Source organism: Bradyrhizobium dasycarpum (genome assembly GCF_042019905.1).
Classification (GTDB): Bacteria; Pseudomonadota; Alphaproteobacteria; order Rhizobiales; family Xanthobacteraceae; genus Bradyrhizobium; species Bradyrhizobium japonicum_B.
The window spans coordinates 4324523-4351179 of the sequence record NZ_CP169574.1 but is presented as its reverse complement, the minus strand read 5'-3'; the positions used below and the strand labels follow the sequence as shown (position 1 = coordinate 4351179).

The 26657-nt window shown below is 65.1% G+C and carries 24 protein-coding genes and 2 pseudogenes; 13 read left to right on the top strand and 13 right to left on the bottom strand.

Going from position 1 to position 26657, the window contains the following annotated elements; all coding sequences use genetic code 11:
- Positions 1 to 42 precede the first annotated feature (42 nt).
- Positions 43 to 1059, bottom strand: coding sequence for a 1-aminocyclopropane-1-carboxylate deaminase (locus tag ACETMP_RS20955; RefSeq protein ID WP_375157669.1), 1017 nt, complete (start codon positions 1057 to 1059; stop codon positions 43 to 45).
- A gap of 158 nt (positions 1060 to 1217) precedes the next feature.
- Between ACETMP_RS20955 and ACETMP_RS20950 the strand changes: the two genes are divergently transcribed.
- Both ACETMP_RS20950 and ACETMP_RS20945 read left to right on the top strand, forming a co-directional pair.
- Positions 1218 to 1682: an Lrp/AsnC family transcriptional regulator gene (locus ACETMP_RS20950; RefSeq protein WP_028139074.1), complete on the top strand. Its 465-nt coding sequence runs from the start codon at positions 1218 to 1220 to the stop codon at positions 1680 to 1682.
- Positions 1683 to 1749: 67 nt separating this feature from the next.
- Positions 1750 to 2911 (top strand): annotated as a pseudogene (locus tag ACETMP_RS20945) (PLP-dependent cysteine synthase family protein).
- Positions 2912 to 2924: 13 nt separating this feature from the next.
- Here ACETMP_RS20945 and ACETMP_RS20940 read toward each other — a convergent pair.
- Together ACETMP_RS20940 and ACETMP_RS20935 are read right to left on the bottom strand one after the other, a co-directional pair.
- Positions 2925 to 4508 carry a diguanylate cyclase gene (locus ACETMP_RS20940; RefSeq protein WP_375157668.1) on the bottom strand — a complete coding sequence of 528 codons (1584 nt, stop codon included), beginning with the start codon at positions 4506 to 4508 and terminating at the stop codon, positions 2925 to 2927.
- Positions 4509 to 4738: 230 nt separating this feature from the next.
- Positions 4739 to 5611, bottom strand: a complete 873-nt coding sequence (locus tag ACETMP_RS20935; RefSeq protein ID WP_375161948.1) for a hypothetical protein — start codon at positions 5609 to 5611, stop codon at positions 4739 to 4741.
- Positions 5612 to 5815: 204 nt separating this feature from the next.
- Between ACETMP_RS20935 and ACETMP_RS20930 the strand changes: the two genes are divergently transcribed.
- Positions 5816 to 6061 carry a hypothetical protein gene (locus ACETMP_RS20930; protein WP_028139070.1) on the top strand — a complete coding sequence of 82 codons (246 nt, stop codon included), beginning with the start codon at positions 5816 to 5818 and terminating at the stop codon, positions 6059 to 6061.
- 1 nt (position 6062) lies between these two features.
- Here the strand turns inward: ACETMP_RS20930 and ACETMP_RS20925 are convergent, their stop codons facing one another.
- The gene (locus ACETMP_RS20925; protein WP_375157667.1) at positions 6063 to 6998 is read right to left on the bottom strand and encodes an alpha/beta hydrolase; all 936 of its coding nucleotides are present in this window, start codon (positions 6996 to 6998) and stop codon (positions 6063 to 6065) included.
- Positions 6999 to 7132: 134 nt separating this feature from the next.
- Between ACETMP_RS20925 and ACETMP_RS20920 the strand changes: the two genes are divergently transcribed.
- The gene (locus ACETMP_RS20920) at positions 7133 to 8020 is read left to right on the top strand and encodes a branched-chain amino acid aminotransferase (RefSeq protein WP_375157666.1); all 888 of its coding nucleotides are present in this window, start codon (positions 7133 to 7135) and stop codon (positions 8018 to 8020) included.
- Between the two features lie 126 nt (positions 8021 to 8146).
- Here the strand turns inward: ACETMP_RS20920 and ACETMP_RS20915 are convergent, their stop codons facing one another.
- Together ACETMP_RS20915 and phaR are read right to left on the bottom strand one after the other, a co-directional pair.
- Positions 8147 to 8764 carry a class I SAM-dependent methyltransferase gene (locus tag ACETMP_RS20915; protein WP_375157665.1) on the bottom strand — a complete coding sequence of 206 codons (618 nt, stop codon included), beginning with the start codon at positions 8762 to 8764 and terminating at the stop codon, positions 8147 to 8149.
- 43 nt (positions 8765 to 8807) lie between these two features.
- Positions 8808 to 9398 (bottom strand): polyhydroxyalkanoate synthesis repressor PhaR, encoded by a 591-nt coding sequence (gene phaR / locus ACETMP_RS20910; RefSeq protein ID WP_375157664.1) that lies wholly within the window; start codon positions 9396 to 9398, stop codon positions 8808 to 8810.
- Between the two features lie 317 nt (positions 9399 to 9715).
- On the opposite strand from phaR, the gene ACETMP_RS20905 reads away from it, so the two are divergent.
- From ACETMP_RS20905 to ACETMP_RS20895, 3 genes are all read left to right on the top strand, one after another.
- Positions 9716 to 10894 (top strand): acetyl-CoA C-acetyltransferase, encoded by a 1179-nt coding sequence (locus ACETMP_RS20905; protein WP_375157663.1) that lies wholly within the window; start codon positions 9716 to 9718, stop codon positions 10892 to 10894.
- Positions 10895 to 11157: 263 nt separating this feature from the next.
- Positions 11158 to 11883, top strand: coding sequence for an acetoacetyl-CoA reductase (phbB, locus tag ACETMP_RS20900; RefSeq protein WP_375157662.1), 726 nt, complete (start codon positions 11158 to 11160; stop codon positions 11881 to 11883).
- Positions 11884 to 12047: 164 nt separating this feature from the next.
- Positions 12048 to 12917, top strand: coding sequence for a DMT family transporter (locus ACETMP_RS20895; protein ID WP_375157661.1), 870 nt, complete (start codon positions 12048 to 12050; stop codon positions 12915 to 12917).
- Between the two features lie 76 nt (positions 12918 to 12993).
- Here the strand turns inward: ACETMP_RS20895 and ACETMP_RS20890 are convergent, their stop codons facing one another.
- Complete coding sequence (locus tag ACETMP_RS20890) at positions 12994 to 13416, bottom strand: cupin domain-containing protein (protein WP_375157660.1); 423 nt, start codon at positions 13414 to 13416, stop codon at positions 12994 to 12996.
- 37 nt (positions 13417 to 13453) lie between these two features.
- Positions 13454 to 14221, bottom strand: a complete 768-nt coding sequence (gloB, locus tag ACETMP_RS20885) for a hydroxyacylglutathione hydrolase (protein WP_375157659.1) — start codon at positions 14219 to 14221, stop codon at positions 13454 to 13456.
- A 108-nt stretch (positions 14222 to 14329) separates the two neighbouring features.
- On the opposite strand from gloB, the gene ACETMP_RS20880 reads away from it, so the two are divergent.
- Complete coding sequence (locus ACETMP_RS20880) at positions 14330 to 15073, top strand: class I SAM-dependent methyltransferase (RefSeq protein WP_375157658.1); 744 nt, start codon at positions 14330 to 14332, stop codon at positions 15071 to 15073.
- 57 nt (positions 15074 to 15130) lie between these two features.
- Here the strand turns inward: ACETMP_RS20880 and ACETMP_RS20875 are convergent, their stop codons facing one another.
- The 5 genes and pseudogenes from ACETMP_RS20875 to ACETMP_RS20855 form a co-directional block, all read right to left on the bottom strand.
- The gene (locus ACETMP_RS20875) at positions 15131 to 15904 is read right to left on the bottom strand and encodes a DUF4167 domain-containing protein (protein ID WP_375157657.1); all 774 of its coding nucleotides are present in this window, start codon (positions 15902 to 15904) and stop codon (positions 15131 to 15133) included.
- Between the two features lie 463 nt (positions 15905 to 16367).
- Positions 16368 to 17249, bottom strand: a complete 882-nt coding sequence (gene prmC / locus ACETMP_RS20870) for a peptide chain release factor N(5)-glutamine methyltransferase (RefSeq protein ID WP_375157656.1) — start codon at positions 17247 to 17249, stop codon at positions 16368 to 16370.
- Between the two features lie 3 nt (positions 17250 to 17252).
- A complete protein-coding gene (prfA, locus tag ACETMP_RS20865) occupies positions 17253 to 18338 on the bottom strand; it encodes a peptide chain release factor 1 (RefSeq protein WP_257178740.1) in 1086 nt (361 codons plus the stop codon).
- Positions 18339 to 18395: 57 nt separating this feature from the next.
- Positions 18396 to 20663 (bottom strand): phosphoenolpyruvate--protein phosphotransferase, encoded by a 2268-nt coding sequence (ptsP, locus tag ACETMP_RS20860; protein ID WP_375157655.1) that lies wholly within the window; start codon positions 20661 to 20663, stop codon positions 18396 to 18398.
- Positions 20664 to 20931: 268 nt separating this feature from the next.
- Positions 20932 to 22189: pseudogene (locus tag ACETMP_RS20855) on the bottom strand (aspartate kinase).
- 149 nt (positions 22190 to 22338) lie between these two features.
- Here ACETMP_RS20855 and ACETMP_RS20850 point away from each other — a divergent pair.
- The 5 genes from ACETMP_RS20850 to ACETMP_RS20830 all read left to right on the top strand — a co-directional run bounded on the left by ACETMP_RS20850 (position 22339) and on the right by ACETMP_RS20830 (position 26641).
- The gene (locus tag ACETMP_RS20850; RefSeq protein ID WP_375157654.1) at positions 22339 to 22806 is read left to right on the top strand and encodes a PH domain-containing protein; all 468 of its coding nucleotides are present in this window, start codon (positions 22339 to 22341) and stop codon (positions 22804 to 22806) included.
- Positions 22807 to 22820: 14 nt separating this feature from the next.
- Positions 22821 to 23594 (top strand): bifunctional 2-polyprenyl-6-hydroxyphenol methylase/3-demethylubiquinol 3-O-methyltransferase UbiG, encoded by a 774-nt coding sequence (ubiG, locus tag ACETMP_RS20845; protein ID WP_375157653.1) that lies wholly within the window; start codon positions 22821 to 22823, stop codon positions 23592 to 23594.
- A 314-nt stretch (positions 23595 to 23908) separates the two neighbouring features.
- Positions 23909 to 25138: an IS4 family transposase gene (locus ACETMP_RS20840; protein ID WP_375157652.1), complete on the top strand. Its 1230-nt coding sequence runs from the start codon at positions 23909 to 23911 to the stop codon at positions 25136 to 25138.
- 60 nt (positions 25139 to 25198) lie between these two features.
- Complete coding sequence (locus tag ACETMP_RS20835) at positions 25199 to 25480, top strand: GIY-YIG nuclease family protein (protein WP_375157651.1); 282 nt, start codon at positions 25199 to 25201, stop codon at positions 25478 to 25480.
- A 261-nt stretch (positions 25481 to 25741) separates the two neighbouring features.
- Entirely contained in the window at positions 25742 to 26641 is a 900-nt protein-coding gene (locus ACETMP_RS20830) for an EamA family transporter (RefSeq protein WP_375157650.1), read from the top strand.
- Positions 26642 to 26657: the final 16 nt, after the last annotated feature.

The window sequence follows — 26657 nt, the reverse complement described above, 5'->3', positions numbered from 1 at the left end:
GGCTGCGAAGGGAGGCGAGATTCGTCTCGCCTCTCTTATGACTCACCCATTTCTGAACGCGTACGCGTAGCCGTTCAGCGCGGGGGCGCCGCCGAGATGGGCGTAGAGGATCTTGGCGCCCTTCTCGAAATAGCCCTTCTTCGCCAGGTCGATCAGGCCCTGCATCGACTTGCCCTCGTAGACGGGATCGGTGATCATGCCTTCGAGCCGCGCGGTGAGGCGGATCGCTTCCTTGGTCTCTTCCGAGGGCACGCCATAGGCCGGATAGGCGTAGTCTTCGATCAGCACGACGTCATCAGTGACGAGCTCCTTGCCGAGCTCGACGAGCTCAGCGGTGTTCTGCGCGATCTCGAGCACCTGCGTCTTGGTCTGCGCAGGCGTAAAGGACGCGTCGATCCCGATCACCTTGCGGGCGCGGCCGTCGGCGGCGAAGCCGACCAGCATGCCGGCATGGGTCGAGCCGGTCACCGTGCAGACGATGATATAGTCGAACTTGAAGCCGAGCTCGGCTTCCTGCTTGCGCACTTCCTCGGCGAAGCCGACATAGCCGAGCCCGCCATATTTGTGCACGGAAGCGCCCGCGGGAATGGCGTAAGGCTTGCCGCCCGCGGCCTTCACGTCCTCGATCGCCTGCTCCCAGCTCCTGCGGATGCCGATGTCGAAGCCGTCGTCGACCAGGCGCACGTCGGCGCCCATGATGCGCGACAGCATGATGTTGCCGACGCGGTCATAGACGGCGTCCTCGTGCGGCACCCAGGCTTCCTGCACCAGGCGGCACTTCATGCCGATCTTGGCCGCGACCGCGGCGATCATGCGGGTGTGGTTGGACTGCACGCCGCCGATCGAGACCAGGGTGTCGGCGTTGGAGGCGATCGCATCGGGGATGATGTATTCCAGCTTGCGCAGCTTGTTGCCGCCATAGGCGAGGCCGGAATTGCAATCCTCGCGCTTGGCATAGATCTCGACATTGCCGCCGAGATGCTTGGACAGCCGTTCCAGCTTCTCGATGGGCGTCGGGCCGAAGGTCAGCTTGTAGCGCGGAAATTTGTCGAGCTTCATGGATCATCCCGATTGGCGTTGATGGCGGCAGCTGCCTAGCATCGCTCAAACGAAATGTGCTCTCGAATGTTGCGCCGATATTGCGTCACGAACTACACTTCTGACGTCAGACGACGATAATTCTTCCAGAAGATCGCCAAGTAATGGAAGCTTCTTTCATGTCCGCCCGGCTCGACCGTATTGATCTTAAGATATTGAGATTGCTTCAGAATAATGGCCGGCTCAGCAATGCCGAGCTGGCCGACACCGTCGCGATCAGCCCCGCTACCTGCCACCGCCGGACCCAGCGCCTGTTCGAAGACGGGTTCATCGCGGCCGTCCGCGCCATGATCGCCCCCAAGAAGGTGGCCAAGGGCACGCTGGTGATGGTCGGGGTCGTGCTCGACCGCTCCACGCCGGAGAGCTTCGCCACCTTCGAGCAGGCGATCGCCAGGCTGAAATTCGTGCTCGACTGCCACCTGGTCGCGGGCGACTTCGACTATTTCCTGAAGATCCGCGTCGGCGACATGGAGGATTTCAACCGCATCCACGGCGAGCAGCTGATCGCGCTGCCTGGCGTGCGCCAGACCCGCACCTTCTTCGTGATGAAGGAGGTCGTGGACAACGCGCCGCTGGAATTTTGAGCGGCGTGCACGAAGCGCCCGCGTGCTAGATGGACATCAGTTTTCGAGGAATCGCCTGGTCATGCCGATGGAGCCGCCTCCCTTCCGCCACCCGGCCGGGCCTGCCTATCGGCGCGGCTGGGTCGACGAGGCCGTCGCTGCGATCGAGGCCGACCAGTGCCGCACCGCCGATACGCATCTGATCCGGCTGATCGTGCCGGCGTTGTCGAGGCATCGACATCTATCTGAAGGACGAGTCCACCCATCCGACCGGCAGCCTGAAGCATCGCTTGGCGCGCTCGCTGTTTCTCTACGCACTCTGCAACGGCCACATCCGCGAAGGCACGCCCGTGGTCGAGGCCTCCTCGGGATCGACCGCGGTGTCGGAGGCCTATTTCGCAGAGATGATTGGGGTCCCCTTCTACGCCGTGATGCCGCGCACCACCTCGGCGGAGAAGATCGCCGCGATCGAGCACTATGGCGGCAATTGCCACCTGATCGACGATGGCCGCGCGCTCTATGCGGAAGCCGCCGCGCTCGCCTCGCGCCTGAACGGTCACTACATGGACCAGTTCACCTTCGCCGAGCGCGCGACCGACTGGCGCGGCAACAACAACATCGCCGAGTCGATCTTTACGCAATTGCAGGGCGAGCGGCGCCCGCTGCCGGACTGGATCGTGATGGGCGCCGGGACCGGCGGCACCTCGGCCACGATCGGGCGCTATTTGCGCTATCGGCAATATCCGACACGTCTGTGCGTTGCCGATGTCGAGCATTCCGCTTTCTTCGACTGCTTCCGCTCGCAGGAGCGCTCTCACGTCTGCGATCGTCCGTCGCTGATCGAAGGCGTCGGCCGGCCGCGTTGCGAGCCCTCCTTCGTGCCTGAAGTGGTCGACCGCATGATGAAGATTCCGGATGCGGCCACGATCGCGGCGATGAACGTGTTGTCGCGCCGGCTGCGCCGTCCGGTGGGCGGCTCCACCGGAACCAACTTCCTGGCGCTGTGCCGGCTGGCCTCGGAGATGCGCCAGGCAAACATCGTGGGGTCGCTGGTGACGTTGATCTGCGATTCCGGCGAGCGCTACCGGCAAACCTATTACGAGCCCGAATGGCTGAAGGCGCGCGGGCTCGATCCGGCGCCGTTCGAGGCCACCTTGTCGTCGTTCCTTGCGACCGGTGAGCCGCTGAAACTCGCCATCGACGACGTCGCAAATCCCCAAAGCGTATTCGACGTTCCGCCGCCACGATAGCGGCGTCGTTCGATCACTCCGCCGCCTTGCGTGCCGGCGCCGGGGGCACGAAGGCAACGCAGCGATTGCGGCCTTCGGCCTTGGCCTGGTAGAGCGCGTGATCGGCCGCGCCCATCAGCGCGTCGATGCCGGACATGCTGACGGTGGCCTCTGCGATGCCGATGCTCACGGTGACGCCGAACCGGATCTCGCCGGCGACGATCTGCGCGTCCATCACGCGCTTGCGGATGCGGTCGGCCACCGTCCTCGCGCGCGAGAGGCTGGTCTCCGGCAGCAGAACCGCAAACTCCTCGCCGCCGAGGCGACCGACGATGTCCGATTTGCGCTTGCCGTCGAGGCACGCGGCCGCAACCGCCCTGATCGCGGCGTCGCCCACGGCATGGCCGTAGCGGTCGTTGACTGATTTGAAGTGGTCGATGTCCAGCATCAGCACCGAGACGGAGCGATAATAGCGCTGAAACCGGCTCCATTCGGCCTCGAGGCTGTCGAGAAAGTGGCGGCGGTTGTAGAGGCCGGTGAGCGGATCGGTGGTGGCGAGCGTCTCCAGCATCGCGGCTTTTTGCATCAGGTCGGTGATGTCGACATAGGTCAGCATGCGGCCGCCGTTCCACATCGTGGTGCAATGAGCCCTGATGCGCCTTCCGTCCGGGGTCTGCAGGTCGCGCACATGGTCGCCGGCCTTGACCTCTGCGACCCGCCTAGCTGGAAATTTCGTCAGCTCATTTGCCGGAAGATCCGGCGCGCTGGCGCGATGGACCCGGCTCACCAGTGATGCATAGGACGGTCGGCTCTCCGCCTCTTGCTCGCTGACGTCCCAGAACCGGCGCATTCGCCGGTTCATGAAGCTGGCTTTGAGGTCGCGATCGAGCAGCAGCACGCCATCCTCGACGGTTTCCAGCGCGTCGCGCAGCAACTTCAGCTCATCGGAATAGCGCACGATGTCGGTGACGGGCGTATAGGTCAGCATTCGCCCGCCGTCGGGCAGCGGAGTGCATTGCATCCGAACGACGTCTCCACTGGAGCGGCGCAGATCGAGCGGGGAGGCGTCGCCCGCCTGGACCTGACGGACCCGCTCGGCGACGTAGGCATCGAGCTCGGTCTGTGGAATCTCGTAAGCGAGCGTATCGCGGCCGTGATGCATCAGCGTCACGAACGACGGACAACTATTGGCGACTTCATCCGGCAACAGCCACATCTGCCGGAACGCGCGGTTGATCAACCTTGCGCGGAGCTTTGCATCCAGCAGCACGATGCCGAGTGGAACGAAGTCAAGCGCTGCGCGAAGTGCGAGCATCTGCCCGCGCATCAACGCGTCGGACGAGCGCTCCCGCTCCTCGCCGGTGAAGCGCTCAACGCTGCCCGGCTGTTCGAAGGCGACGCCGACCTGGCGGTCCGATCGCCAGACCACCCCGCAGGTCAGGACCTCGCGCCCCGCCAGCCTGAGCTGGAAGCGCTCGGGCACGCCGAGGCCGCTCTCCATCTCGAGCGTCGCCGCCTCTTCGGTCAGCCGGCGCACGACGCAATCGATCGACGACTGGCCGAAATTGAAGAAGATCTTCCCAGCAAGTAGCGTCCTTTCCGGAACCAGATGGGACATTCGCAGCCTCCCGTGTGCTCCGACGCAGTCTGTCGCAAGCATATTGCCGAGAGGTAACTGGATGGGGCTCTGGCGAGGGAACCAGGCGACGCGCCAACGCTCGGAAGGGCTGCTCGGGGGTCCGCAGCGGATGCGAAAGTCCTTCATCTTCAATGCCCGGCTGTTGCGACCGCCGTGCGATGTCCGCAAAGCGGGAGATTCGCTTTACCAGCTATCCACCATGCTCCGAGTCAGTTGCGGATCGCGTAGAGCGGCGTTCGCAAGGTCAGCTGGTAAGACGGCTTCGGCGTCCAGGCGATCTGTGCGGTGATGCCGAACAGGCGGTTGTCGTTGTCGTCCATGCGATCAAGGTCCAGCCGCAGGATCGGCTGCGTGAAGGATTCCGCAAGCGTCCGCCCCGCCAGCTGCGCGCCGCCGAACGACTGCATGCCAAGACGCCCGGTGAATTTCCAATTGCTCGGGCATTGGTAATAGCCGCCGGCATAGAGGATCGTGTTCGGCCGGATGCTGGCGAGCGGGCTGGCGATGATGGTGGTGGTATGTTGCACGCCGGTCAGCCAGCCCCGCGTCTCGTCCTCGTCGAGCGCGTAGTCGAATTCCAGGATGTTGTTCAGCGAATTCGTCATGCCGTGATCGTTCGGCACCGATTGCGTCAAGGTCGATTGCAGCGTGATGGTCGGGATTGCGCCGCCGTCCTGCCGGTAGAGGTCGGCCTGCACGCCGATGTTCCAGCTCGTAATGTCGAACTTCGACCAGCCATCGCCAATGTCGGTCGTCGAGCCCGACACGCCGCCATAAAGCGAGACGCGGTCGTCGACGTCGACGGTGAGCGGCAGGTCGACGGCAATCGATTTCGCGGCCGGCAGGCCGTTCGGCAGCGTTGCGCCTCTGCGCACCGCCAGGGTTTGCAGCGCGGCCGATAGCGAGGTGGTGCCGAAACCGAGTCCGAGCGTCCCTGCCGGAACCGACGCATAGCTCGTGCGCAGATCGAGATAGAGGTTCGGGACGGCAGGTTTTGCTGCTGCATCCTCCTCATCTTCGGCGGAGAAGGCGGCGCCGGCCGAAATCGTCAGGCAGGCCAGTCCCATCGCGGTAGCGCGCAAGCTCGGACGATGCGATGGGCGGTGAGGAGGCACGAGACAATCCGACGCGCGGGCGAAATCGCGCGCTAGATGGAACGTGATCGCTGCCGCGGTCAAGCGCCATCCGCAAGCCATGGACTGCATCGATGGGCACGGCTACCTTGTCGTGACTGCACCGACCCGCTCGCCGGCCGGAGCAGGCCGGAACAATGGAGGACGACAGCCATGACCACGTCACGCCGCATCTTGCTCGCCGGAATGGCAGGACTCGCCGTCGCTCCGGCCGCCGTGGCCGCGGTACCCGCGCCGGCGCGCGATGACACGACGGTTGCCGAAGAACGCTTTGCGCGCATGATCGCCGCAGCGCATGCGCCCGACGTCACCTGCGCCCGCCAGGCGGAGCGTTATGCGGACGCGCATTGGCCTGACTATGTCATGGCGGCCAGGGCCGTGCTCGGCGCGCGCGTGTGATCTACCTCTCCACCGCTCGCCGCACCTGCTCGCCGATCTGTGACAGCACGAGCTGTGCCTGCGGCAGGATCGCGCCCATGGCGTGGAAATTGTGAACCATGCCGTCGTGGCAGACATGCTCGACGGCGACGCCTGCGGCGAGTAGCTTGCGGGCATAGGCATTGCCTTCATCGCGCATCGGGTCGTACTCGGCGGTGTGGATGATCGCGGTCGGCAGGCCTGTGAGCCGGGTGGCGCGCAGCGGAGACACGCGGGGATCGGCCGTGTCGATGCCCTCAGGCAGATAGTCGGAGAGATCGGCCTCGATCGTGACGCGGTCGATCAGATGACCCTCGGCAAAGGCCTCGCGCGACGGCGAGGTTTCCTCGAAATCCAGCACCGGGCAGATCAGGCATTGTGCGGCGATGGCAAGGCCCGCGGTCTGCGCCGCCTCCTGGCACACGATCGCAGCAAGCGTTGCACCGGCGGAATCGCCGCCGACCACCAGGCGGTCCGCGTCGATGCCGAGCGATGCGGCCTCGCGCGCGACCCACTCGGTGGCGGCGATGGCATCGTCGACGGCGGCTGGAAATCTGTGCTCCGGCGCGAGCCGGTAATCGACGGAAACGAGGCGGCAGCCGGTGGCATGCGCCAGCGCCGCCGCGATGCGGTCATGCGTGGCGATGCCGCCGGCGACGAGGCCGCCGCCGTGGAAGAACACGAAGCCCGGTGCAACCTCGTCGGCATTTGCGGGCGTGTAGAGGCGATAAAGCAGCTCGCCGTCGCGGCCGGGCAGCACGCCGTCGCGCGTCGTCACATCGGGCGCATCCGCGCGCGCGAACTGCATCAGCTTGGCCAGCGATTGCCGCCGCGCCTCCACGCTCGGCCGGCTTTTCGCCTGCGGCGCAGCCGCGGCCATCATGGTCAACAAGCGCTTTGCGAGCGGATCGAGCGGCATGGCAATCTCCGTATCATTGCCCGCATTATAGCCTGTTCGGCGCGTTTTACCCGCCGGGAGATGGGGCTGGTCCGGCAGCAAATCATTTAGGAATTGGGACAATAGTGCCCGGATATGTCCCAGGGGAGGCCGTCATGGCCGAGATCAAGAAGCCGATCGAATATTCGCCGAGCTGGACCTTCTTCGAGGGCAAATGGCACGACGGCAACGTGCCGATCATGGGCCCGCGCACGCACGCGGCCTGGCTCGGCTCGGTGGTATTCGACGGTGCGCGCGCGTTCGAGGGCGTCGCGCCCGATCTCGACCGCCACCTCGCGCGCGCCAATCAATCCGCGGTCAGTTTCGGCCTCAAGCCGGTGGTCGATACCGCCACCTGGCTCGGGCTTGCGACCGAAGGCATTGCGCGCTTTGCGGCAAATGCCGAGCTCTACGTCCGTCCGATGTATTGGGCGCAGAACGGCTCGGGCGGCGGCGTGCTGTTCGACCCGGAGACCACCAATTGGTGCCTGTGCATCTACGAGGCGCCGATGCCAAAGCCGGTCGGCAACGCCATCACCCTGTCGCCGTTCCGCCGGCCCACCGCCGAATGCGCGCCGGTCGAGGCGAAGGCCGCCTGCCTCTACCCGAACAATTCGCGCGCGCTGGCGGAAGCCGCCTCGCGCGGCTTCCAGAACGCGCTGATGCTGGACATGCTCGGCAACGTCGCCGAGTTCGGCAATTCCAACGTGTTCATGGCCAAGGACGGCGTGGTCTATACGCCGGCTCCCAACGGCACGTTCCTCAACGGCATCACGCGCCAGCGCGTCATCGGCCTGCTTCGCGGCGCCGGCGTCGATGTGGTCGAGAAGACGTTGCGCTATGCCGATTTCCTCGCGGCCGACGAAATCTTCTCCACCGGCAATTTCGCCAAGGTCGCCCCGGTGATCCGCATCGACGAGCGCGAGCTGAAGCCGGGTCCGTTCTACGCCAGGGCGCGACAGCTCTATTGGGACTTCGCGCATGCGGTGCAGCTGGCGGCGTAGGTGGCTTTACTCCGCAGTCATCGCCCGACTTGATCGGACGATCCAGTATTCCAGAGGCAGTTGTGATTCCTCGATAGGCCGCGGCGTACTGGATGCCCCGGTCAAGCCGGGGCATGACACCTGTTTCTAACGGCGTCGTCGAAACCGGCTGAACTGAAACGCCTGTGTCGAATCCCACGGCGTCTGGTGCGTCTCGCTGCGCGCCTCGATCAGCTCGAACTCCGGCCCGAGCTCGGCTGCGAGGCTGGCGCTGTCATGGCGCTGCACCGGCAGGCCGCTGCATTTCTCCGGACCATCGGGCGCAAACGTCGCGATGATGACGTGGCCGCCGGGCGCAACCGCCGACCGCAGGCGCGCGACGTAAGCCGCCCTGTCGCGCGGGTCGGTCAGGAAGTGGAACGCGGCGCGGTCGTGCCAGACGTCGTAGGTCTTCGCCGGCTGCCAAGTGGTGGCATCGGCAACGATCCAGTCGACCGTCGAAGCGGCGGCGCCGATGCGCTTCTTCGCCGCCTCAAGCGCGTGGGCGGAAAGATCCAGCACAGCGACGTCGCGATATCCGTCCGCCAACAGCGCATCGACCAGACGCGAAGCGCCGCCGCCGATATCGATGATGGCCGATCCGCGATCGGGATTGCTCGCCCGGATCATCGCGAGCGAGGTCGACGGGCTATTCTGAAACCAGCTGACCTCGTCCTCGCCCTTGGTGGCGTAGACGCTGTCCCAATGAGAGCTTCGGTCGGACATTTCGCATCCTCCGGCTCAATCGGTGGCCGGGACGAAGGAAGGGCTACTCTTCCTTCTTCGACATCCGCTCCAGGCGCTCCTGCATTTCCTTCATCTGCTGGCGCAAATCGTCGATGTTGCTGTCCTTCGGCGTTTCGGCGTTCGCCTCGGGCTCCGCCTCGGCGGCGGTCGCCGGGCGCGGCGGGACGAAGGGCTTGAACATCGAGAAGGTCTGCTGGAACAGCTCCATGTTGCGACGGACTTGTTCTTCCAAGGGAGCAAAAGGAGTGCCGGACAGCGTGTTGGCGATCTGCTTGCGGAACTTCTCTTGCTCCTGGGTCAGGGTCGCGATCGACTGCTCCAGATATTTCGGCACCACCATCTGCATGCTGTCGCCGTAGAAGCGGATCAGCTGGCGCAGGAAGGTGGTCGGCAGCAGGTTCTGGCCGGCCTTGTTCTCCTGCTCGAAGATGATCTGGGCGAGCACCGAGCGGGTGATGTCGTCGCCGGTCTTGGCGTCATAGACCAGGAAATCCTCACCTTCCTTGACCATCGCGGCGAGGTCTTCCAGCGTCACGTAGGTGCTCGTTCCGGTGTTGTAGAGCCGGCGGTTCGCGTATTTCTTGATGGTGGTGGGTTGGTCTGATTTCGCCATGGGCTCTCACTTGCAAGCGCGGAGAACGGGAACCCGGCGGGCCATGCCGCAGGGCGGGAAGAGTACGCAACGCAACAAAATAAGCATTTTCAAAGGGGTCACGCTACCGTTTTGTGCGGCACGGTTAATCGCAGAGCAAAATCTTGCTTGCGAAAGCGCCAAGAACGCTATTTTGAATGCGCTGCGGCATGAATTCGGTCGCCGGCCGATTGACATGCCTCAACGACGTTAACAGGATGGCTCACGACACTGGCGAACTGCTTTCGTAAAGCCCCGCCTGCCCCCATTCAAAGAACCACAAGCCTCAGGAGATGCCCATGTCAGACGATGTCGTCATCGTCAGCGCCGCCCGCACCCCGGTCGGTAGCTTCAACGGAGCGTTCGCGACCCTTCCCGCCCACGATCTCGGCGCCATCGCCATCAAGGCGGCGCTGGAGCGCGGTGGCATCGAGCCCGGTCGGGTCTCGGAGGTCATCATGGGGCAGATCCTGACTGCCGCCCAGGGCCAGAACCCGGCCCGTCAGGCCTCGATCGGCGCCGGCATCCCGGTGGAGAGCCCGGCCTGGGGCGTGAACCAGCTTTGCGGCTCGGGCCTGCGCACGGTTGCGCTCGGCTACCAGGCGTTGCTCAACGGCGATTCCGAGATCGTGGTTGCCGGCGGCCAGGAATCCATGAGCATGGCTCCGCACGCCCAGTATCTGCGCGGCGGCGTCAAGATGGGGCCTGTCGAGTTCGTCGACACCATGATCAAGGACGGTCTGTGGGATGCCTTCAATGGCTACCACATGGGCAACACCGCCGAGAACGTCGCGCGGCAGTGGCAGATCACCCGCGCCCAGCAGGACGAGTTCGCGGTCGCCTCGCAGCAGAAGGCCGAGGCGGCGCAGAAGGCCGGCAAGTTCAACGACGAGATCGTCCCCGTCACCATCAAGACCCGCAAGGGCGACGTCGTCGTCAGCGCCGACGAATATCCGCGTCACGGCGCAACGCTCGAGGCGATGGCCAAGCTCCGTCCCGCCTTCGAGAAGGACGGCACGGTCACCGCGGGCTCTGCGTCCGGCATCAATGACGGCGCTGCCGCCGTGGTGCTGATGACCGCCAAGCAGGCGGCCAAGGAAGGCAAGAAGCCGCTGGCGCGAATCGTCTCCTGGGCGCAGGCCGGCGTCGATCCCAAGATCATGGGTTCGGGCCCGATCCCGGCTTCGCGCGCCGCGCTGAAGAAGGCCGGCTGGAATGTCGGCGATCTCGATCTGATCGAGGCCAACGAAGCCTTCGCGGCCCAGGCCTGTGCCGTCAACAAGGACCTCGGCTGGGACACCTCCAAGGTCAACGTCAACGGCGGCGCGATCGCGATCGGCCATCCGGTCGGTGCGTCCGGTGCGCGCGTGCTGGTGACGCTGCTGCATGAAATGCAGAAGCGCGATCTGAAGAAGGGCCTCGCCACGCTGTGCATCGGCGGCGGCATGGGTATCGCGATGTGCATCGCGCGCGACTGACGATGGCTGACGTGCAGCTTGCGCGCAGTTTGCGGGTGCGCTGCACACCTCAGTGAGTGCGTTGCACGCGACTAAAAAGGCAGCGGCTGCAAATCAAATATTCTTCGCAATCGCGCAAGCCTCGACTAAATACAAACGCCCGGCTCGACGCCGGGCGTTTTGTTCTTGATGTCCGTCAAACCAACCGCATAATCCAACGTTAAAAACAATCACTCCAGAAGCGTCCGAGAGTCCAAGGAAGAGTCCAAGGGAAGGAATACGACATGGCACGTGTTGCATTGGTCACGGGGGGTACGCGGGGCATCGGTGCTGCGATCAGCAAGGCGCTGAAGGCGGCCGGCTACAAGGTCGCGGCGAGCTATGCCGGCAACGACGCGGCGGCGGAGAAGTTCAAGGCCGAGACCGGCATTGCCGTCTACAAATGGGACGTCAGCAGCTTCGAGGCCTGCGCCGAAGGCGTGAAGAAGGTCGAGGCCGATCTCGGCCCGATCGAGGTGCTCGTCAACAATGCCGGCATCACCCGCGACACCGCCTTCCACAAGATGACGCTCGAGCAGTGGAACGCCGTCATCAACACCAATCTCGGCTCGCTCTTCAACATGACGCGCCAGGTCATCGAGGGCATGCGCGCGCGCAAGTTCGGCCGCATCATCTCGATCTCGTCGATCAACGGACAGAAGGGGCAGTTCGGCCAGGTCAATTATTCCGCGGCGAAGGCCGGCGACATCGGCTTCACCAAGGCGCTGGCGCTGGAGAACGCTAAGGGCGGCATCACCGTGAATGCGATCTGCCCCGGCTACATCAACACCGAAATGGTGCAGGCGGTGCCGAAGGACGTCCTGGAGAAGAACGTGATCCCGCAGATCCCGACCAACAGGCTCGGCGAGCCCGAGGAGATCGCGCGCGCCGTTGTGTTCCTCGCGGCCGACGAGTCCGGCTTCATTACGGGATCGACGCTGACGGTCAACGGCGGCCAGTACATGGTGTGATGCGATCGCATCACGTGGTTTGATATTGTCGACACCATCATGCCCGGGCTTGTCCCGGGCATGATCCCCTGTCATTCCGGGGCGCCGCGCCAGCGGCGAGCCCGGAATCTCGAGGTTCCGGGTTCGGCACTTCGAGCCGCCCCGGAATGACGAGGCTCCCTGGAATGACTCCCCGCACCGCCACGCTGATCGGATTGACCGCGATCCTGATGTGGTCGCTGCTCTCGGTGATGACCGTGGCGACCGGAAAGATTCCGGCGTTCCAGCTCGCCGCAATGACCTTCGCGATCGGCGGCCTGGTCGGCCTGCTCACCTGGATCGGGCGCGGCGATGCGGCGAAGAGCCTGCGTCAGCCGCTGGTCGTCTGGGTCGTCGGCGTTGGCGGCCTGTTCGGCTATCACGCGCTGTATTTCCTCGCACTGCGCTTCGCGCCGCCGGCCGAAGCCGGCCTTCTGAACTACATGTGGCCATTGCTGATCGTGCTGTTCTCGTCGTTCCTGCCGGGCGAACGGCTCGCTTTGCATCACATCGTCGGCGCCGTGCTCGGCCTCGTCGGCACCGTGCTGCTGTTTGCCGGCAACACCAGCGGGTTTGCGCCGGGAGCGGTGCCGGGATTGATCGCGGCTTTCATTGCTGCGTTCGTCTGGGCAACCTATTCGGTGCTGTCGCGCCGTTTGAAGGCGGTGCCGACCGATGCGGTCGCCGGCTTCTGCCTGGCCACAGCATTGCTGGCCGCGCTGATGCACGGCCTGCTTGAAACCACGGTGTGGCCGGAGACGGGCTTGCAATGGCTCTCCGTGATCGCGCTCGGCATCGGCCCCGTCGGCGCTGCGTTCTACGCCTGGGACATCGGCATGAAGCGCGGCGACATCCGCGTGCTCGGCGCCGCCTCCTACGCGACCCCGCTACTCTCGACCGGCTTCCTCATCGCCGCCGGGTTTGCCAAGGCCAGCGCCAACATCGCCATCGCCGCGATCCTGATTGCCGGAGGCGGTCTGATCGCCGCCAAGGACATGGTGCTGAGGAAGCGATGATTGTCATTCCGGGGCGCGCGACGCGCGAACCCGGAATCCATCGATCCGCGTCATTGGTGCCGCGGTGGATTTCGACCTACGGCTCCCAGCCCTGCGGTGCGAGCTCGAAGCCGGCGAATTCGAACGCCGGTGCCACGGTGCAGCCGACCAGCGTCCAATCGCCGGTGCTTTCCGCCATCTGCCAGGCCTGCGCCGGCACGATGGCCTGCGGCCGTTCGCCGCCCGCGAGGTCGGTGCCGAGCCGTACCTCGTGCTGCGAGCAGCCGTCATGGGCGATGCGCAGCAGCAAGGGGCTGCCGGCATAATAATGCCAGGTCTCGACCGCATCGACGCGATGCCAGTGCGAACGCTCGCCGCGGGCGAGCAGGAAATAGATCAGGGTCGAGCGCGAACGTCCGTTGGCGTCGGTGGCCTGATCGCGAAACGTCTCGCGATAATGGCCGCCTTCGGGATGCGGCCGCAGTTCAAGGCGCGCGATGATCTCGGCTGCGGTCGGCATCGAACCCCGTGAGGATCTGTGCGTCAGGACGTGTGCATCAGGATTTATTCTTGCGCTCGCGCAGCTCGCCGAACACCGCGGCGGCCTCCGCGCCCTTCATGTGCAGCTTGGCGGCGACCTGTGGCTCGTCGGCGCGCAGGAAGACGTTGGCGCGTTTCTCCTCGCCCAGCAGCGTCGGAATGGTCGGCTTGTTCTCGGCCCGCAGCTTCGCCACCTCCGCCGCGCGGGCCTGCAGCGCCGCATTGTCGGGCTCGACGGTCAACGCGAACTTGACGTTGGAGGCCGTGTATTCGTGGCCGCAATAGAGCTTGAAGTCGTCAGGCAGGGCGCGCAGCTTCAGAAGCGAATCCCACATCATCGGATAGGTGCCTTCGAACACGCGGCCGCAACCGATCGAGAACAGCGTGTCGGCGGCGAAGACCGTCTTCTCGGTGTCGAACACGTAGGAGACGTGGTCGAGCGTGTGGCCGGGCGTCTCCAGGACGCGCGCCAGCAGATTGCCGATCTTGACCACGTCGGCATTGGCCACACGCAGGTCGACGTTCGCGATTCCCGTGGTCTTGTCGTGCGGCGCGACGACGCGGCAATTGTATTTCCGCTTGAGTTCGGCGACCCCGCCGACATGATCGCCGTGATGATGGGTGATCAGGATGTCGGTGAGCTGCCAACCCTCGCGCTCCAGCGCCTTGATGATGGGGCCGGCCTCGGGCGCGTCGATCGACGCCGTCGCCTTGGTTTCCACATCGTGGATCAGATAACCGAAATTGTCGTTTAAACAGGTGAAAGTACGAATTTCGGCGGCCATGTCATCTCCATCGGGCTCAGCCCCGCCAGACAAATATGGCGTTAACGTTGCGCAGGCAATGCAATATTCCGCGCGCAGGCGCAGCCCTGCGCATGTTACATTGCGGTCATGACCATCGACGTCGTCGACCTCCGCGAGTTCTATTCGCGTCGCCTCGGGATCGTGGCGCGACAAATGATCAATCGCGGCATCAGGGAGCGCTGGCCGGGGGTCGAGGGCCAGCGCGTGCTCGGCCTCGGCTATCCCACGCCCTATCTGGGGTTGTTCCGCGAGGATGCCGAGCGCTGCATCGCCTTCATGCCCGCGGCCCAGGGCGTGCTGAAATGGCCGACGGGACGGCCGGCGCTGGCCTCGCTGGTCGACGAGTTCTCGTTGCCGCTTGCCGACGCCGCGGTCGACCGCATCCTGCTGGTTCACGCGCTGGAGATGTCGGACGATCCGGCCGCGCTGCTGCGCGAGGTGTGGCGCGTGCTGTCGCCCTCGGGCCGCGTGATCGCCGTGATCCCGAACCGGCGCGGGGTGTGGACCCGTACCGACAGCACGCCGTTCGGTCACGGCCGGCCCTATTCGCGCTCGCAGATCACCGATCTGTTGCGCCAGACCTGGTTCACGCCGACCGCCTGGGGCGAGGCGCTGTTCATGCCGCCCTATGCCGGCGGCTGGGTGCTGAGATCGGCACAGATGTGGGAGCGCGCCGGTGCAGCGCTGTCGCTGCCCTTTGCCGGCGTGCACATCGTCGAGGCCACCAAGCAGGTCTATCGTGCGATCCCCGCCAAGCGCGAGCGGGCGCGGCTGATTCCCTCGCTCGCCAAGCCGGTGCTGGTGCCGTCATCGACCGTGACGCGCGGCTGAAAAAAATCGTCCCGGCGCGAGGCCGGGACGAGTTCGAATCAGAACAGCAGAAAAAGCTTACTCGCCGGGCGCGAGATCGTCGCTCGAGGCGGCTGGCGCTGCCTCGCGCTCGGGGCGCGGGCCATGGGGCCGGCGCCGACGGCGCGGAAACCGCTCGCCACCGCCGCCACCCTCGAAGCCGGGCTGGCCGCCATTTGCGCCGACATTCACCTGCGGCTGCGGGCCGGTGATGAAAGACGGCAGCCGATCGACGCCGCCGGCGTCGGCGATGACGGGCTGCGGCTGGTTCGCCGGCAGCGGCTGCGGCTGATATTGCGGCTGCGGACGATGATCGCGTTCGCGGTGCTCGCGCGGCTGGTGGTCGCGCTGATAGGGCTGCTGCTGGTTGTCGCGTGGCTGATGATCACGCTGGTGCTGGCCGTCGCGGTCGCGTGCGAAAGGCTGCTGCGGCGGCTGCGGGACGAAGCCTGGCTCCTGGCCGAAATTCGAGAAATTCTCGCCGTCGTCTTCATCGTCGCCGCTGGCGCTGCTGATGGGCTCGTCACCGCGCGGCTGCTGGTTCTGGCGGAATTGCTCCTGCGCCGCCGCGATCAGGCGGAAATAATGCTCGGCATGCTGGTAGTAGTTCTCCGCCGCAACGGGGTCTCCGGAGGAGCGGGCGTCGCGCGCGAGCTGGAGGTACTTTTCGGCGATGTGCGAAGCCGTGCCGCGGATCTTGATATCGGGTCCGTTGGACTCGTAGACCCGGGTCATCGGGTTCTGGCTGCGCCGATTGTTGTTGTTATTGTTGTTGCGGTTGCGCATCCGCTGCTTGTTCTGACCGTTTCTCATGTCCTGCCTTTAATTCCAGCCCTAAAGGTTGCACGCATTACTGATTGCTAGGAGTGACCTGGTGACAGCGGTTTCACGTCGCACTCGCGCACCCCGCGCAAGAGCGGATCCAACCCTGCCGATGTTCGTCGACCGTCGCGTTCAACAAGGACGCGTTCCCCACCCGCCAGCATTGATCGCCAGCGAATCCATTCATTTTGCCTGCCGAAACAAGCCCAGCGGTGTTGCGTAAGTCTTCAAGCGCAATATCAGGCTTTCGTTCACGTTGCGGTCGGAGAGCAGCGCAGCTCCACTGGCTATCGCGCTTCACAGGACCTGCGGCTTGGAACCTATAATCAGTAAAGCTCTCGCCCGAGAGCCCGGCTTTCACCCGCAAGTCTACGGGGCCGGCACCGATGTGTTGATCGGAACGTAGTCGTTCCCAAGGGATATTCCAAGAGCTTTTTGCAAGCCAATCCGGCTTTTATGGGGGCATTTTTCGGGCCGAAACGGCCCGCGGAATGCCCGCCAGGTCGGCCTTGGGTGGCCTGTCCATCGTTAACCCCGCTGCCGCCATGAGGGTTTCAATATTTCTCGCCTGGCCTCGGCCGGCCTCGACGATCAGCACCCCGCCGGGGGCGAGGCGCTCGCTCGCCTGCGGGATCAGGGCGCGGTAGGCGTCGTATCCGTCGTTGCCGCCGTCGAGCGCCAGATGCGGATCGTGCTCGCGCACCTCGACGCTCAAGGTCGGAATTTCGGCCGAGGGGATATAGGGCGGGTTCGACACGATGAGGTCGAACGGGCCGCGGAGCGCTGCCGCATAGGAGCAGGCGACGAAAGCGGCGCGGCCGCCGAGGCCGAGAGCGACGGCATTGTCGCGCGCCGTGCTGAGCGCGGTCAGGCTGATATCGGTGCCGGTGCCGAACGCATCGGGAATTTCGTGCAACAACGCGAGCAGGATCGCGCCCGATCCGGTGCCGATGTCGGCGATGCGAACAGGCGCTGCGGCTTTCCGCTCGCGAAGGATCTCGAGCGCAAGCTCGACCACGGTCTCGGTATCGGGGCGTGGGACCAGGGTTGCTTCCGACAGGCGAAACGGCAGGCCCCAGAATTCGCGTGTGCCGAGAATGCGCGCCACCGGCTCGCCGGCGATGCGGCGCCGTGCATGCTGGGCGAGCCGCGAGGCCTCGGCTTCGGTGAGCGGCCGCGCTGCCTGTGCAATCAGGCCGGTCAGATCGAGGCCGAGGACCGCGCCGACCAGGATACGGGCGTCGAGCTCGGCCTCCTCGACCCCCGCCGATCTCAGCTGTCCGGCCAGCGCGCGCCGCGCGCTCTCGATGGATTGTCCGGCGAGGGGATTACTCACGCGTCACGCCGCCGCGCCTTGTGCAGCGAGCTGCGCGGCCTGGTGCTCGGTGGTCAGCGCGTCGATCAATTCGCCGAGCGCTTCGCCCGCGATCACCTGCGGCAGCTTGTAGAGCGTCAGATTGATGCGGTGGTCGGTGACGCGTCCTTGCGGAAAATTGTAGGTGCGGATGCGCTCGGAGCGGTCGCCGGAGCCGACCTTCTCCTTGCGTTCGGCCGAGCGCGCGGCGTCGACGCGCTGCCGCTCGGCGTCGTAGATGCGCGAGCGCAGAATATTCATGGCGGAGGCGCGGTTCTTGTGCTGCGAGCGGCTGTCCTGCATCATCACCACGATGCCGGTCGGGATGTGGGTGATGCGGATCGCCGATTCGGTCTTGTTGACGTGCTGGCCGCCGGCGCCTTGCGCGCGCATCGTCTCGATGCGCAGATCGTCGTTCTTGATGTCGACGTCGACGTCCTCGACCTCCGGCAGCACGGCGACCGTGGCCGCGGAGGTATGGATCCGACCCTGCGTCTCGGTGTCGGGGACACGCTGGACGCGATGCACGCCGGATTCGAACTTCAGCTTGGAGAAGGCGCCGCGGCCCTGCACCTCCGCGATGATTTCCTTGTAGCCGCCGACGGTGCCTTCGCTGGCCGAGATCACCTCGACCTTCCAGCCCTGCAGGGCAGCGAAGCGTTCGTACATCCGGAACAGGTCGCCGGCAAACAGCGAGGCCTCGTCGCCGCCGGTGCCGGCGCGGATTTCCAGCACCACGTTGCGGTCGTCCATGGCGTCCTTGGGCAGCAGCGCGACGCGGATCTTCTGGACCAGCTCCTCGATCTTCGGCGCCAGCTCGTCGCGTTCGGCTTCCGCCATGGCCCGCATCTCGGCATCGGTCGCGGGATCGGCGATCAGCGCCTCGGTGTCGGCGAGCTCCTTGACGGCGGAACGATAGGCCTTCACCGCTTCGATCAGCGGTGTGATCTCGGCGAGTTCGCGCGTGATCTGCACGTAGCGCTCGGAGGCAAGCTGCCCCAGCGATTCGGCCTCGAGAGAGGCATGATGGGCAAGCAGCACGTCCAGTTTGGCTTCGGGCAATGACGACATCGGTTCAGTCTCAAATGGCAGGAGGAGGCGAGGCGGCAGGAAGCGGCGACAGGCCCGCTACAAGGCCAGGCCTTCGGCCTCGGCAAATTCCGTCAGCTTCTGCCGGATCGAGACGCTGCCGGCCGGCGCGTCAAGCAGCGGGCCGAGCATGGCTTCGGCCTTCTTCGCGTCGACGTCGAGCACCATGGCCTTGACCGGGCCGAGTGCGGTCGCCGACAGCGACAGCGAGCGGTAGCCGAGCGCAATCAGCGCCAGCGCGCCGATCGGCTTCGACGCCATCTCGCCGCAGAGCGAGAGCGACTTCTTCGCGGCATGGCACTTGTGCGCGATCTGGCGCAGCGCGCGCAGGATCGGCGCCGACATGGTGTCGAAGCGTTCGGAGACCTTGGCATTGCCGCGATCGACCGCGAACAGGAACTGGAACAGATCGTTGGAGCCGACCGAGATGAAGTCGACTTTCCGCAGGAGTTCGTCGAGCTGATAGAGCAGGGCGGGCACCTCGACCATGGTGCCGATGTCGATTCTTTCGGGCAGCGTGTGGCCGTGCTGGCGCAAGTAAGTGAGCTCGCGCTCGACCAGCGCCTTGGCCGCGTCGAATTCGGCGACCTCCGAGATCATCGGGAACATGATGCGCAGCGCCCGGCCGCCGCCGGCGCGCAGCAGCGCGCGGATCTGGCCGCGCAACAGGCCGGGGCGATCGAGCCCGAGCCGGATCGCGCGCCAGCCGAGCGCGGGATTTTCCTCGATCACGGCTTCCATGTAGGGCAGCGCCTTGTCGCCGCCGATGTCGAGCGTGCGGAAGGTGACGGGCTTGTTGCCGGCGGCATCCAGCACGGTGCGATAGAGCGCCAGCTGGTCGCTGGTGCGCGGCAGGCTCTGGCCCACCATGAATTGCAGCTCGGTGCGGAACAGGCCGATGCCGGCGCTGCCGGTGTCCTCGATATGCGGCAGGTCGATGGCGAGCCCCGCGTTGATCATCAGCTCGACCTTCTGGCCGTCCTTGGTGACGCAGGGCCGGTCGCGCAGCGCCAGATATTGCGCCTGGCGGCGGGCACGGAAGCGCACGCGCTCGGCGAAGGCCGCTTCGACCTCCTGCGAGGGGCGGACATAGATCGAGCCGGAGGTGCCGTCGACGATGATGGCGTCGCCGGGATCGGCGATGCCGGGCGCGTTCGGGACTTCGCCGACCGCGGGGATGCCGAGCGCGCGCGCCACGATCGAGACGTGGGAATTGGCGGTGCCTTCCTCCAGCACGATGCCGCGCAGGCGCTTGCGGTCGTAGTCGAGCAGCGCCGCCGGGCCCATCGCGCGCGCGATGACGATGGCGTTGTCGGGCAGCTGCTCGCGTGAGGGCGCGTGGTCCTGGCCGACCAGCTGCCGCATCAGGCGGTAGCCGAGATCTTCCAGATCGTGCAGCCGGTCGCGCAAGTAGGGATCGGTCGAGCGCAGCATGCGCGCGCGGGTGTCGGACTGCACGCGCTCGACCGCGGCTTCCGCGGTGAGGCCGGTGGCGACCGCCTCGTGCAGCTTGTGCGACCAGCCCTGGTCGTTGGCGAACATGCGGTAGGCTTCCAGCACCTCGCGATGCTCGCCGCCCTCGGCGACGTCGCCACGCTCCAGCATGCGGTCGAGATCGGCGCGCAGCTTGGCGAGCGCGGTGTCGAGCCGCTTGATCTCCTTCGGCAGGTCCTCGGCGATGTAGTCCTTGATCACGACGCGCGGCTCGTGCAGCACGACGTGGCCGAGCGCGATGCCTTCCGACAGAATGGCGCCGACCTTCTGCGCGGAATGGCGCGCCGCCGGCTCCTGGCCCGGCTGCGCCAGCGCGGAGAGCTCGCCGGAGGCGATCAGCTCCGCCAGCACCATCGCGGTGGTCTGCAGCGCCTCGAGCTCTTCCTCGACATAATTGCGCTTGGCGCGGTTCTGCACCACCAGCACGCCGAGGGTGTTGCCGGCCCGCAGGATCGGCACGCCGAGGAAGGAATGGTAGATCTCTTCGCCGGTCTCGGGGCGGAACGAGAAGGCCGGGTGGCTCTGCGCATCGCTCAAGTTGAGCGGCGTTGCCTCGCTGGCGACGAGGCCGACCAGGCCCTCATGGGCGCTCAGCACGGTATGGTGCACCGCCTCGCGGTTGAGGCCTTCGGTGGCGTAGAGCTCCAGCGTGTTGTCGATGCGCAGCACATAGACCGAGCACACCTCGGCCACCATGTTGGCGGCGATCAGCACCACGATCTTGTCCAGCCGCTCCTGGGCCGAGACCTGCTCCGCCATGGTTTCGCGGAGCCGTCTCAACAAGACGCGGGGACCTCCCGACGCGCTCCGCATGAACCGTCAATCTCCTCCGTCTGCCGGGGCCGAAAGGGGCCGCGGCTGCTCGCCCAGTATCCAGAAAAACAACAAATTTGCTCGTCCGGCGCCGGCTCAGGCGGTTGCCTCAGCCGAATCAGCACCGCCTGAACTGGGGCACAGTTTCCGGCAGCCCACCCTGTTCGCCGTATAGCGAATTGGGGCTTGTTTTGCCAAGCAAAACGCCTGCCAAACGCGAAAGTGTGGACACCTCCGCGTTTGCTGCGACCGCTAAGAGAAAATTCGCCTAGGCCTGATCCAGACCGTAGAGCGTGTGCAGCGTGCGCACCGCCAGCTCGGTATAGGCGGCGTCGATCAACACCGAGAACTTGATCTCGGAGGTTGTAATGGCCCGGATGTTGATATTCCGCCCTGCGAGGGCCGAGAACGCCTGGGCGGCGACGCCGGCGTGGCTGCGCATGCCGCTGCCGATCACCGAGATCTTGGCGACGTCGGTGGCGGTATCGAGCCGCGCATAACCGATCTTGTCCTTGGCGGCGGTAATCGTGTCCTTGGCGCGGGTATAATCTGCCGCCGGCACCGTGAAGGTGAGGTCGGTGGTCTTGCCGTCCTCGGAGACGTTCTGCACGATCATGTCGACGTTGATGTTGGCATCCGCCAGCGGGCCGAAGATCGAGGCCGCAACGCCCGGCTTGTCCTCGATCTGGCGCACCGAGATCTGGGCCTCGTCCTTGGAAAAGGCGATACCGGTGACGACGTGGCTTTCCATGATCTCCTCCTCGCTGCAGATCAGCGTGCCGGGCGGCTGGTTGGCATGCGGGTCGATATCCTCGGGCTTGTCGAAGCTCGAGGCGGACGAAGATCGGCATGTTGTGGACCATGCCGAGTTCCACCGAGCGGACCTGGAGCACCTTGGCGCCCTGGGAGGCCAGTTCCAGCATGTCTTCGAACGCGATCTTGTCGAGCCTCTTGGCCTTCGGCACGATTCGCGGGTCGGTGGTATAGACGCCGTCGACGTCGGTGTAGATATCGCAGCGGTCGGCCTTGACGGCGGCGGCGACCGCCACGGCCGAGGTGTCCGAGCCGCCGCGGCCGAGCGTGGTGATACGACCCGTCTTGGGCTCGATGCCCTGGAAGCCGGCGATGACCGCGACCTCCTTGCGCTCCCTGAAGCGCTTGATGATCTCGCTGCCGTCGATGTCCTCGATCCGGGCCGAGGCATGGGCGTCGCTGGTCTTGATCGGGATCTGCCAGCCCTGCCAGGAACGGGCCTGGATGCCCATGCCCTGAAGTACGATGGCAAGGAGGCCCGAGGTGACCTGCTCGCCCGAGGCGACGACGGCGTCGTATTCGCGCGCGTCGTGCATCGGCGAGGCCTCGGTGCACCAGGCCACCAGCTCGTTGGTCTTGCCGGACATCGCCGAGACGACCACGGCCACCTCGTGGCCGGCGTCGACCTCACGCTTCACATGGCGTGCGACGTTGCGGATACGTTCGATGTTGGCGACGGATGTGCCGCCGAATTTCATCACGAGGCGGCTCATGACGACGCGTGCATTCCCTCATAAGGATCAGTATGGTGGCCCGCACTGGACGGGCCTGGCGGACACCGACCGCGCGTATACAGAGGGGCGGGGCCGGGGGCAAGCGGGTTCCTGCTCCGGCCAATCCGGGCAATGGGTTAATCGAGGTCATGGCGCGCTATATCGACGAGATCCTGCAGCCGGGCGAGCGGGTGCTGTATTCGACCAATGCGCACTGGATCTTCTATCTTCCGGCCATCCTGGCCTGGATCGTGGCCTTGGCGCTGTTCGTGTTGTCCCGGCAAACCATTGTCGAGGGGCTCGTGCTGCTCTGTCTCGGCGCGTCCGGCCTGGTGGCGCTGGCCGCGCTGTACTGGACCGTGAAGGGCTGGTTCCACCGCTTCACCACCGAGACCGACGTCACCAATCTCCGGGTCGTGCACAAGACCGGCTTCATCAAGCGCCGCACCTTCGAAATGGCGCTGGACAAGGTCGAGAGTGTCGACGTCGACCAGACCATTCTTGGACGTATTCTCAACTACGGCGACGTGACGATTCGCGGCGTCGGCGAGGGCATCGAGACGATCAGGACCATCGCCTCGCCGCTCGCCTTCCGTAGTTCGATCACCACGCGGTAGGACCGCGCGCAACCATGAGCATGCAGCAAAATACTTCCGTCTCCGCTGGCCCGCAGCCGGGCTCGACCGTCGATGCCGCCGAAATCGCCAAATTCTCGAAACTCTCGGCGGAGTGGTGGGACCCCAATGGCAAGATGGCGCCGCTGCACCGGATCAACCCGCTGCGGCTCGGCTATATCCGCGATGCCGCCTGCCGCAAGTTCGAACGCAATGTGCGCAGCCTCAACTGCCTCGCCGGCCTGCGCGTGCTCGACATCGGTTGCGGCGCCGGCCTGTTGTGCGAGCCGCTGTCGCGCCTCGGCGCGCAGGTCATCGGCGTCGATCCTTCCCAGAGCAACATCGCCGCGGCGAAGCTGCATGCCGACAAGGGTCATCTTGCGATCGACTACCGCTGCACCACGGTCGAGGAGATCGATCCGCGCGAGCGCTTCGACATCGTGCTGGCGATGGAAGTTGTCGAGCACGTCGTCGACGTCGGCGTCTTCCTGAAGCGCTGTGCGGCAATGCTGAAGCCGAACGGCCTCATGGTGGTCTCGACGCTGAACCGCAACTGGAAGAGCTTCGCGCTCGCCATCGTCGGCGCCGAGTACGTCCTGCGCTGGCTGCCGCGCGGCACTCACGAATGGAACAAGTTCGTCACCCCCGACGAGCTGACGAAATATCTGCTCGACAATCGTCTCGTCATCACCGAGCAGACCGGCGTGGTCTACTCACCCTTCGCCGACAAATGGTCGCTCTCGTCGGACATGGACGTCAATTACATGGTGGTCGCCGAAGCGATGGTGTGAGGCTGCGTTATGGCACGAGCCGTTCCTCCACAGACGGTGTCGTCCCTGCGAAAGCACTAGGGCATGCACATATCTGGTGCGGCGGATTGACTCGGGTCCGCCTTGGGGGATTCCAGAATCGGAAGTCTGTGTGATTCCTATTGCTGCACTCCATGGTTCGGACGGGGTGCTGCGATGTTGTCACGGATTGACTGGACGCTGGGCCGGTTCGGGGATCGTCGTCTCGATAAAGGGGGGCGGCGTTCGTCGAACGCATGGTTGCGGGCAGAACTGTCTGCCTTCGACAGCTCTCCAGGGGGAACCGCGCGCTGGAAGTGCGGTTCAACCGCTTTCTTGGCCATGACAAGGTGACGGTGGAGCGGATCATCGAAAGCTGGAGCGATAGCACGGTCGCTGCGGTGGAAGGCCGCCACGTGCTGGCCATCCAGGACACCAGCGAGGTCCACTTCAACACCACGCCGCAAAGCCGGCGCGGGCTCGGAGAAATCGGCAAAGGCAATAGCCACGGCGTGCTGCTGCACCCGCTGCTGGCTGTGGATGCCGATGACGGCAGCTGTCTTGGGCTTGTGAGCGGGCAGATATGGACACGCGCAGGTCGCCGCACGACCTCGCACGACGATCGGGAATTATCGGACAAGGAATCGCAGCGCTGGATATCCTCTGCCGTGGCGGCGCGACCACTGCTTGCCAAGGCCGCGGTGGTGACGTTGCTGGGGGATCGCGAGAGCGATATTTTTGCCCTCTATGCCAGCTCGGCTGAGCAACACTTCCACATCATCGCGCGCAGCATGCATGATCGCAAGCTTGCCGACCGCAGCAGTCTGTATCAGGTCAGCGATGCCATGGCTGCGGTGGACCGGCGTACGATCCAACTGCCTGCGCGCGCCCCGCGGCCCGCTCGCCTGGTCCACCTCGAACTTCGCTTTGACGCAATCGAGCTTGCCCGCCCACAGACTAAGTTCCTGCACCATCTGCCGAAAAGCTTGCCATTGACGGTGGTCGATGTGCGAGAGGTCAATGTCGAAGCCGGCGTAGAGCCGCTGCACTGGCGGCTTCTCACCTCTCACGAGGTTGCCGGCATCGAGGACGCCTGGCGCATCGTCCAATGGTACAAGCAGCGCTGGATTATCGAGCAGTTCTTCCGCACTCTGAAGACGCAAGGCCTCAAGCTCGAAGACAGCCAGATCGGATCCGCCGATCGGCTTCTCAAGCTGGTCGCAATCGCCGCCAAGGCGGCCGTCATCACCATCCAGCTTCTGCAGGCCCGCAATGGTAGTCGCCAGCCTATTGGCGTTGCCTTCGACACCAGCCAAATTGGCGCGCTCATTGCCCTCAACCAGCAACTCGAAGCCGCGAGCAAACGACTAAAGAACCCATATCCGCCCGACCGCCTCGCTTGGGCCGCCTGGATCATCGGCCGTCTCGGTGGCTGGGATGGCTACCCATCGTCCAAGCCGCCGGGCCCCATCACCTTCAAGAACGGCCTCGAATACTTCCACGCCGTCGCGGCGGGATGGAGCCTCAGAGATATGTGCATGCCCTAGTGCGAAAGCAGGGACCCATAACCACCGGCCGTCGTCGTTAGCCAAGACAAGCGCCCGAGCATGTACTACGTCTACATCCTCGCCAGCCGTCATCACGGAACGCTCGACATCGGCATCACCAACTCGCTCCAGAAGCGCCTGGAGCAGCACCGCGCCGGCAAAGGCTCGGAGTTCGTGAAGCGCTATGGGGTGTATCGGTTAGTCTACACTGAGGCGTATGAGCGAGCGGAGGAGGCGATCGCCCGCGAAAAGCAGCTCAAGCGTTGGAAGCGCGACTGGAAGATCGAGCTGATCGAGCGCGATAATCCGGAGTGGCATGACCTAAGCGATCTCCTGGTTTGACGGTTTGACGCTGCCCAGCAAACCCTGTCGTCCCTGCGAACGCAGGACCCATACCGCGGAATCTATCGGTGAGCGGATGGTGTGAGATGCGCGGGCCACCAGTCCTCGCAAAACTGCTCCTGGGGTAATGGGTCCCTGCGTTCGCAGCGACGACAGCTGAGTTTGTGAGTGAGCATCGCTCCCATGACGTCGCCGCGGTTGACCGCGTGGGCGGCAGCTTGCAGGTTGGGCAGAATCGTCCCGGCATCAGCTCCACCCCCCATGCTCACCGTCGCCAGCCTCTGGATTCCCTTCACCATCATTGCTGCGCTCGGGCAGGTCGCGCGCAACGCGATGCAGCGATCGCTGACGAAGCCGCTGGGGACCTGGGGCGCGACCAATATCCGCTTCCTGTTCGGCTTCCCGTTCTCGGTGCTGTTTCTGGGCGTGGTTCTGGTTGCGACCGGCGACCGTCTCGGCATGCCGCCGACTGTATTCTGGCCGTGGCTGCTGCTCGGGGCGCTCAGCCAGATCGTTGCCACCGGCCTGATGCTGCTCGCCATGAACGACCGCTCCTTCGTGGTGACGACGGCCTACCTCAAGACCGAGGCGATCCAGACCGCGATCTTCGGCTTCGTCTTCCTCGGCGATCACCTGACCTGGCTGAAGGTGCTGGCGATCGTGATTGCGACCATCGGCGTCGTCATCACGGCGCTGCGGCCAGGCGGCGAGAAGGGCTTTGCGGAATTGAAGCCGACCATCACCGGCCTGGTGGCGGCGGCGGCCTTCGCGCTCTCCGCGGTCGGCTTTCGCGGCGCCATCATCAATGTGCCTGATGTCTCCTTCGTGACCGCGGCGTCGGTCACGCTGGTGCTCGGCCTGTTCGTGCAGACGCTGATCCTGACGATCTACCTGCTCTGGCGCGCGCCGGACGTGCTGCGGGGAATCCTCAACCGATGGCGGCCCTCGATGCTGGCGGGCTTCACGGGCGCCTTCGCCTCGCAGTTCTGGTTTCTCGCGTTCGCGCTGACGGCCGCCGCCAATGTCCGCACGCTCGCTCTGATCGAGGTGCTGTTCGCGCAAGCCGTGGCGTATTATTCGTTCAAGCAGTCGATCGCGCCGCGCGAAATGCTTGGCATCGCGCTGATCGTGATCGGCGTGGCGCTGCTGGTGGGAGTGTAATCGTCATTCCGGGGCG

Excerpts from the sequence above, each read along its gene's own strand:
- ACETMP_RS20955 (WP_375157669.1), bottom strand. The coding sequence starts at position 1,059 with ATGAAGCTCGACAAATTTCCGCGCTACAAGCTGACCTTCGGCCCGACG.
- ACETMP_RS20950 (WP_028139074.1), top strand. The coding sequence starts at position 1,218 with ATGTCCGCCCGGCTCGACCGTATTGATCTTAAGATATTGAGATTGCTT.
- ACETMP_RS20940 (WP_375157668.1), bottom strand. The coding sequence starts at position 4,508 with ATGTCCCATCTGGTTCCGGAAAGGACGCTACTTGCTGGGAAGATCTTC.
- ACETMP_RS20930 (WP_028139070.1), top strand. The coding sequence starts at position 5,816 with ATGACCACGTCACGCCGCATCTTGCTCGCCGGAATGGCAGGACTCGCC.
- ACETMP_RS20925 (WP_375157667.1), bottom strand. The coding sequence starts at position 6,998 with ATGCCGCTCGATCCGCTCGCAAAGCGCTTGTTGACCATGATGGCCGCG.
- ACETMP_RS20920 (WP_375157666.1), top strand. The coding sequence starts at position 7,133 with ATGGCCGAGATCAAGAAGCCGATCGAATATTCGCCGAGCTGGACCTTC.
- ACETMP_RS20915 (WP_375157665.1), bottom strand. The coding sequence starts at position 8,764 with ATGTCCGACCGAAGCTCTCATTGGGACAGCGTCTACGCCACCAAGGGC.
- phaR (WP_375157664.1), bottom strand. The coding sequence starts at position 9,398 with ATGGCGAAATCAGACCAACCCACCACCATCAAGAAATACGCGAACCGC.
- ACETMP_RS20905 (WP_375157663.1), top strand. The coding sequence starts at position 9,716 with ATGTCAGACGATGTCGTCATCGTCAGCGCCGCCCGCACCCCGGTCGGT.
- phbB (WP_375157662.1), top strand. The coding sequence starts at position 11,158 with ATGGCACGTGTTGCATTGGTCACGGGGGGTACGCGGGGCATCGGTGCT.
- ACETMP_RS20895 (WP_375157661.1), top strand. The coding sequence starts at position 12,048 with ATGACTCCCCGCACCGCCACGCTGATCGGATTGACCGCGATCCTGATG.
- ACETMP_RS20890 (WP_375157660.1), bottom strand. The coding sequence starts at position 13,416 with ATGCCGACCGCAGCCGAGATCATCGCGCGCCTTGAACTGCGGCCGCAT.
- gloB (WP_375157659.1), bottom strand. The coding sequence starts at position 14,221 with ATGGCCGCCGAAATTCGTACTTTCACCTGTTTAAACGACAATTTCGGT.
- ACETMP_RS20880 (WP_375157658.1), top strand. The coding sequence starts at position 14,330 with ATGACCATCGACGTCGTCGACCTCCGCGAGTTCTATTCGCGTCGCCTC.
- ACETMP_RS20875 (WP_375157657.1), bottom strand. The coding sequence starts at position 15,904 with ATGAGAAACGGTCAGAACAAGCAGCGGATGCGCAACCGCAACAACAAT.
- prfA (WP_257178740.1), bottom strand. The coding sequence starts at position 18,338 with ATGTCGTCATTGCCCGAAGCCAAACTGGACGTGCTGCTTGCCCATCAT.
- ptsP (WP_375157655.1), bottom strand. The coding sequence starts at position 20,663 with ATGCGGAGCGCGTCGGGAGGTCCCCGCGTCTTGTTGAGACGGCTCCGC.
- ACETMP_RS20850 (WP_375157654.1), top strand. The coding sequence starts at position 22,339 with ATGGCGCGCTATATCGACGAGATCCTGCAGCCGGGCGAGCGGGTGCTG.
- ubiG (WP_375157653.1), top strand. The coding sequence starts at position 22,821 with ATGAGCATGCAGCAAAATACTTCCGTCTCCGCTGGCCCGCAGCCGGGC.
- ACETMP_RS20835 (WP_375157651.1), top strand. The coding sequence starts at position 25,199 with ATGTACTACGTCTACATCCTCGCCAGCCGTCATCACGGAACGCTCGAC.
- ACETMP_RS20830 (WP_375157650.1), top strand. The coding sequence starts at position 25,742 with ATGCTCACCGTCGCCAGCCTCTGGATTCCCTTCACCATCATTGCTGCG.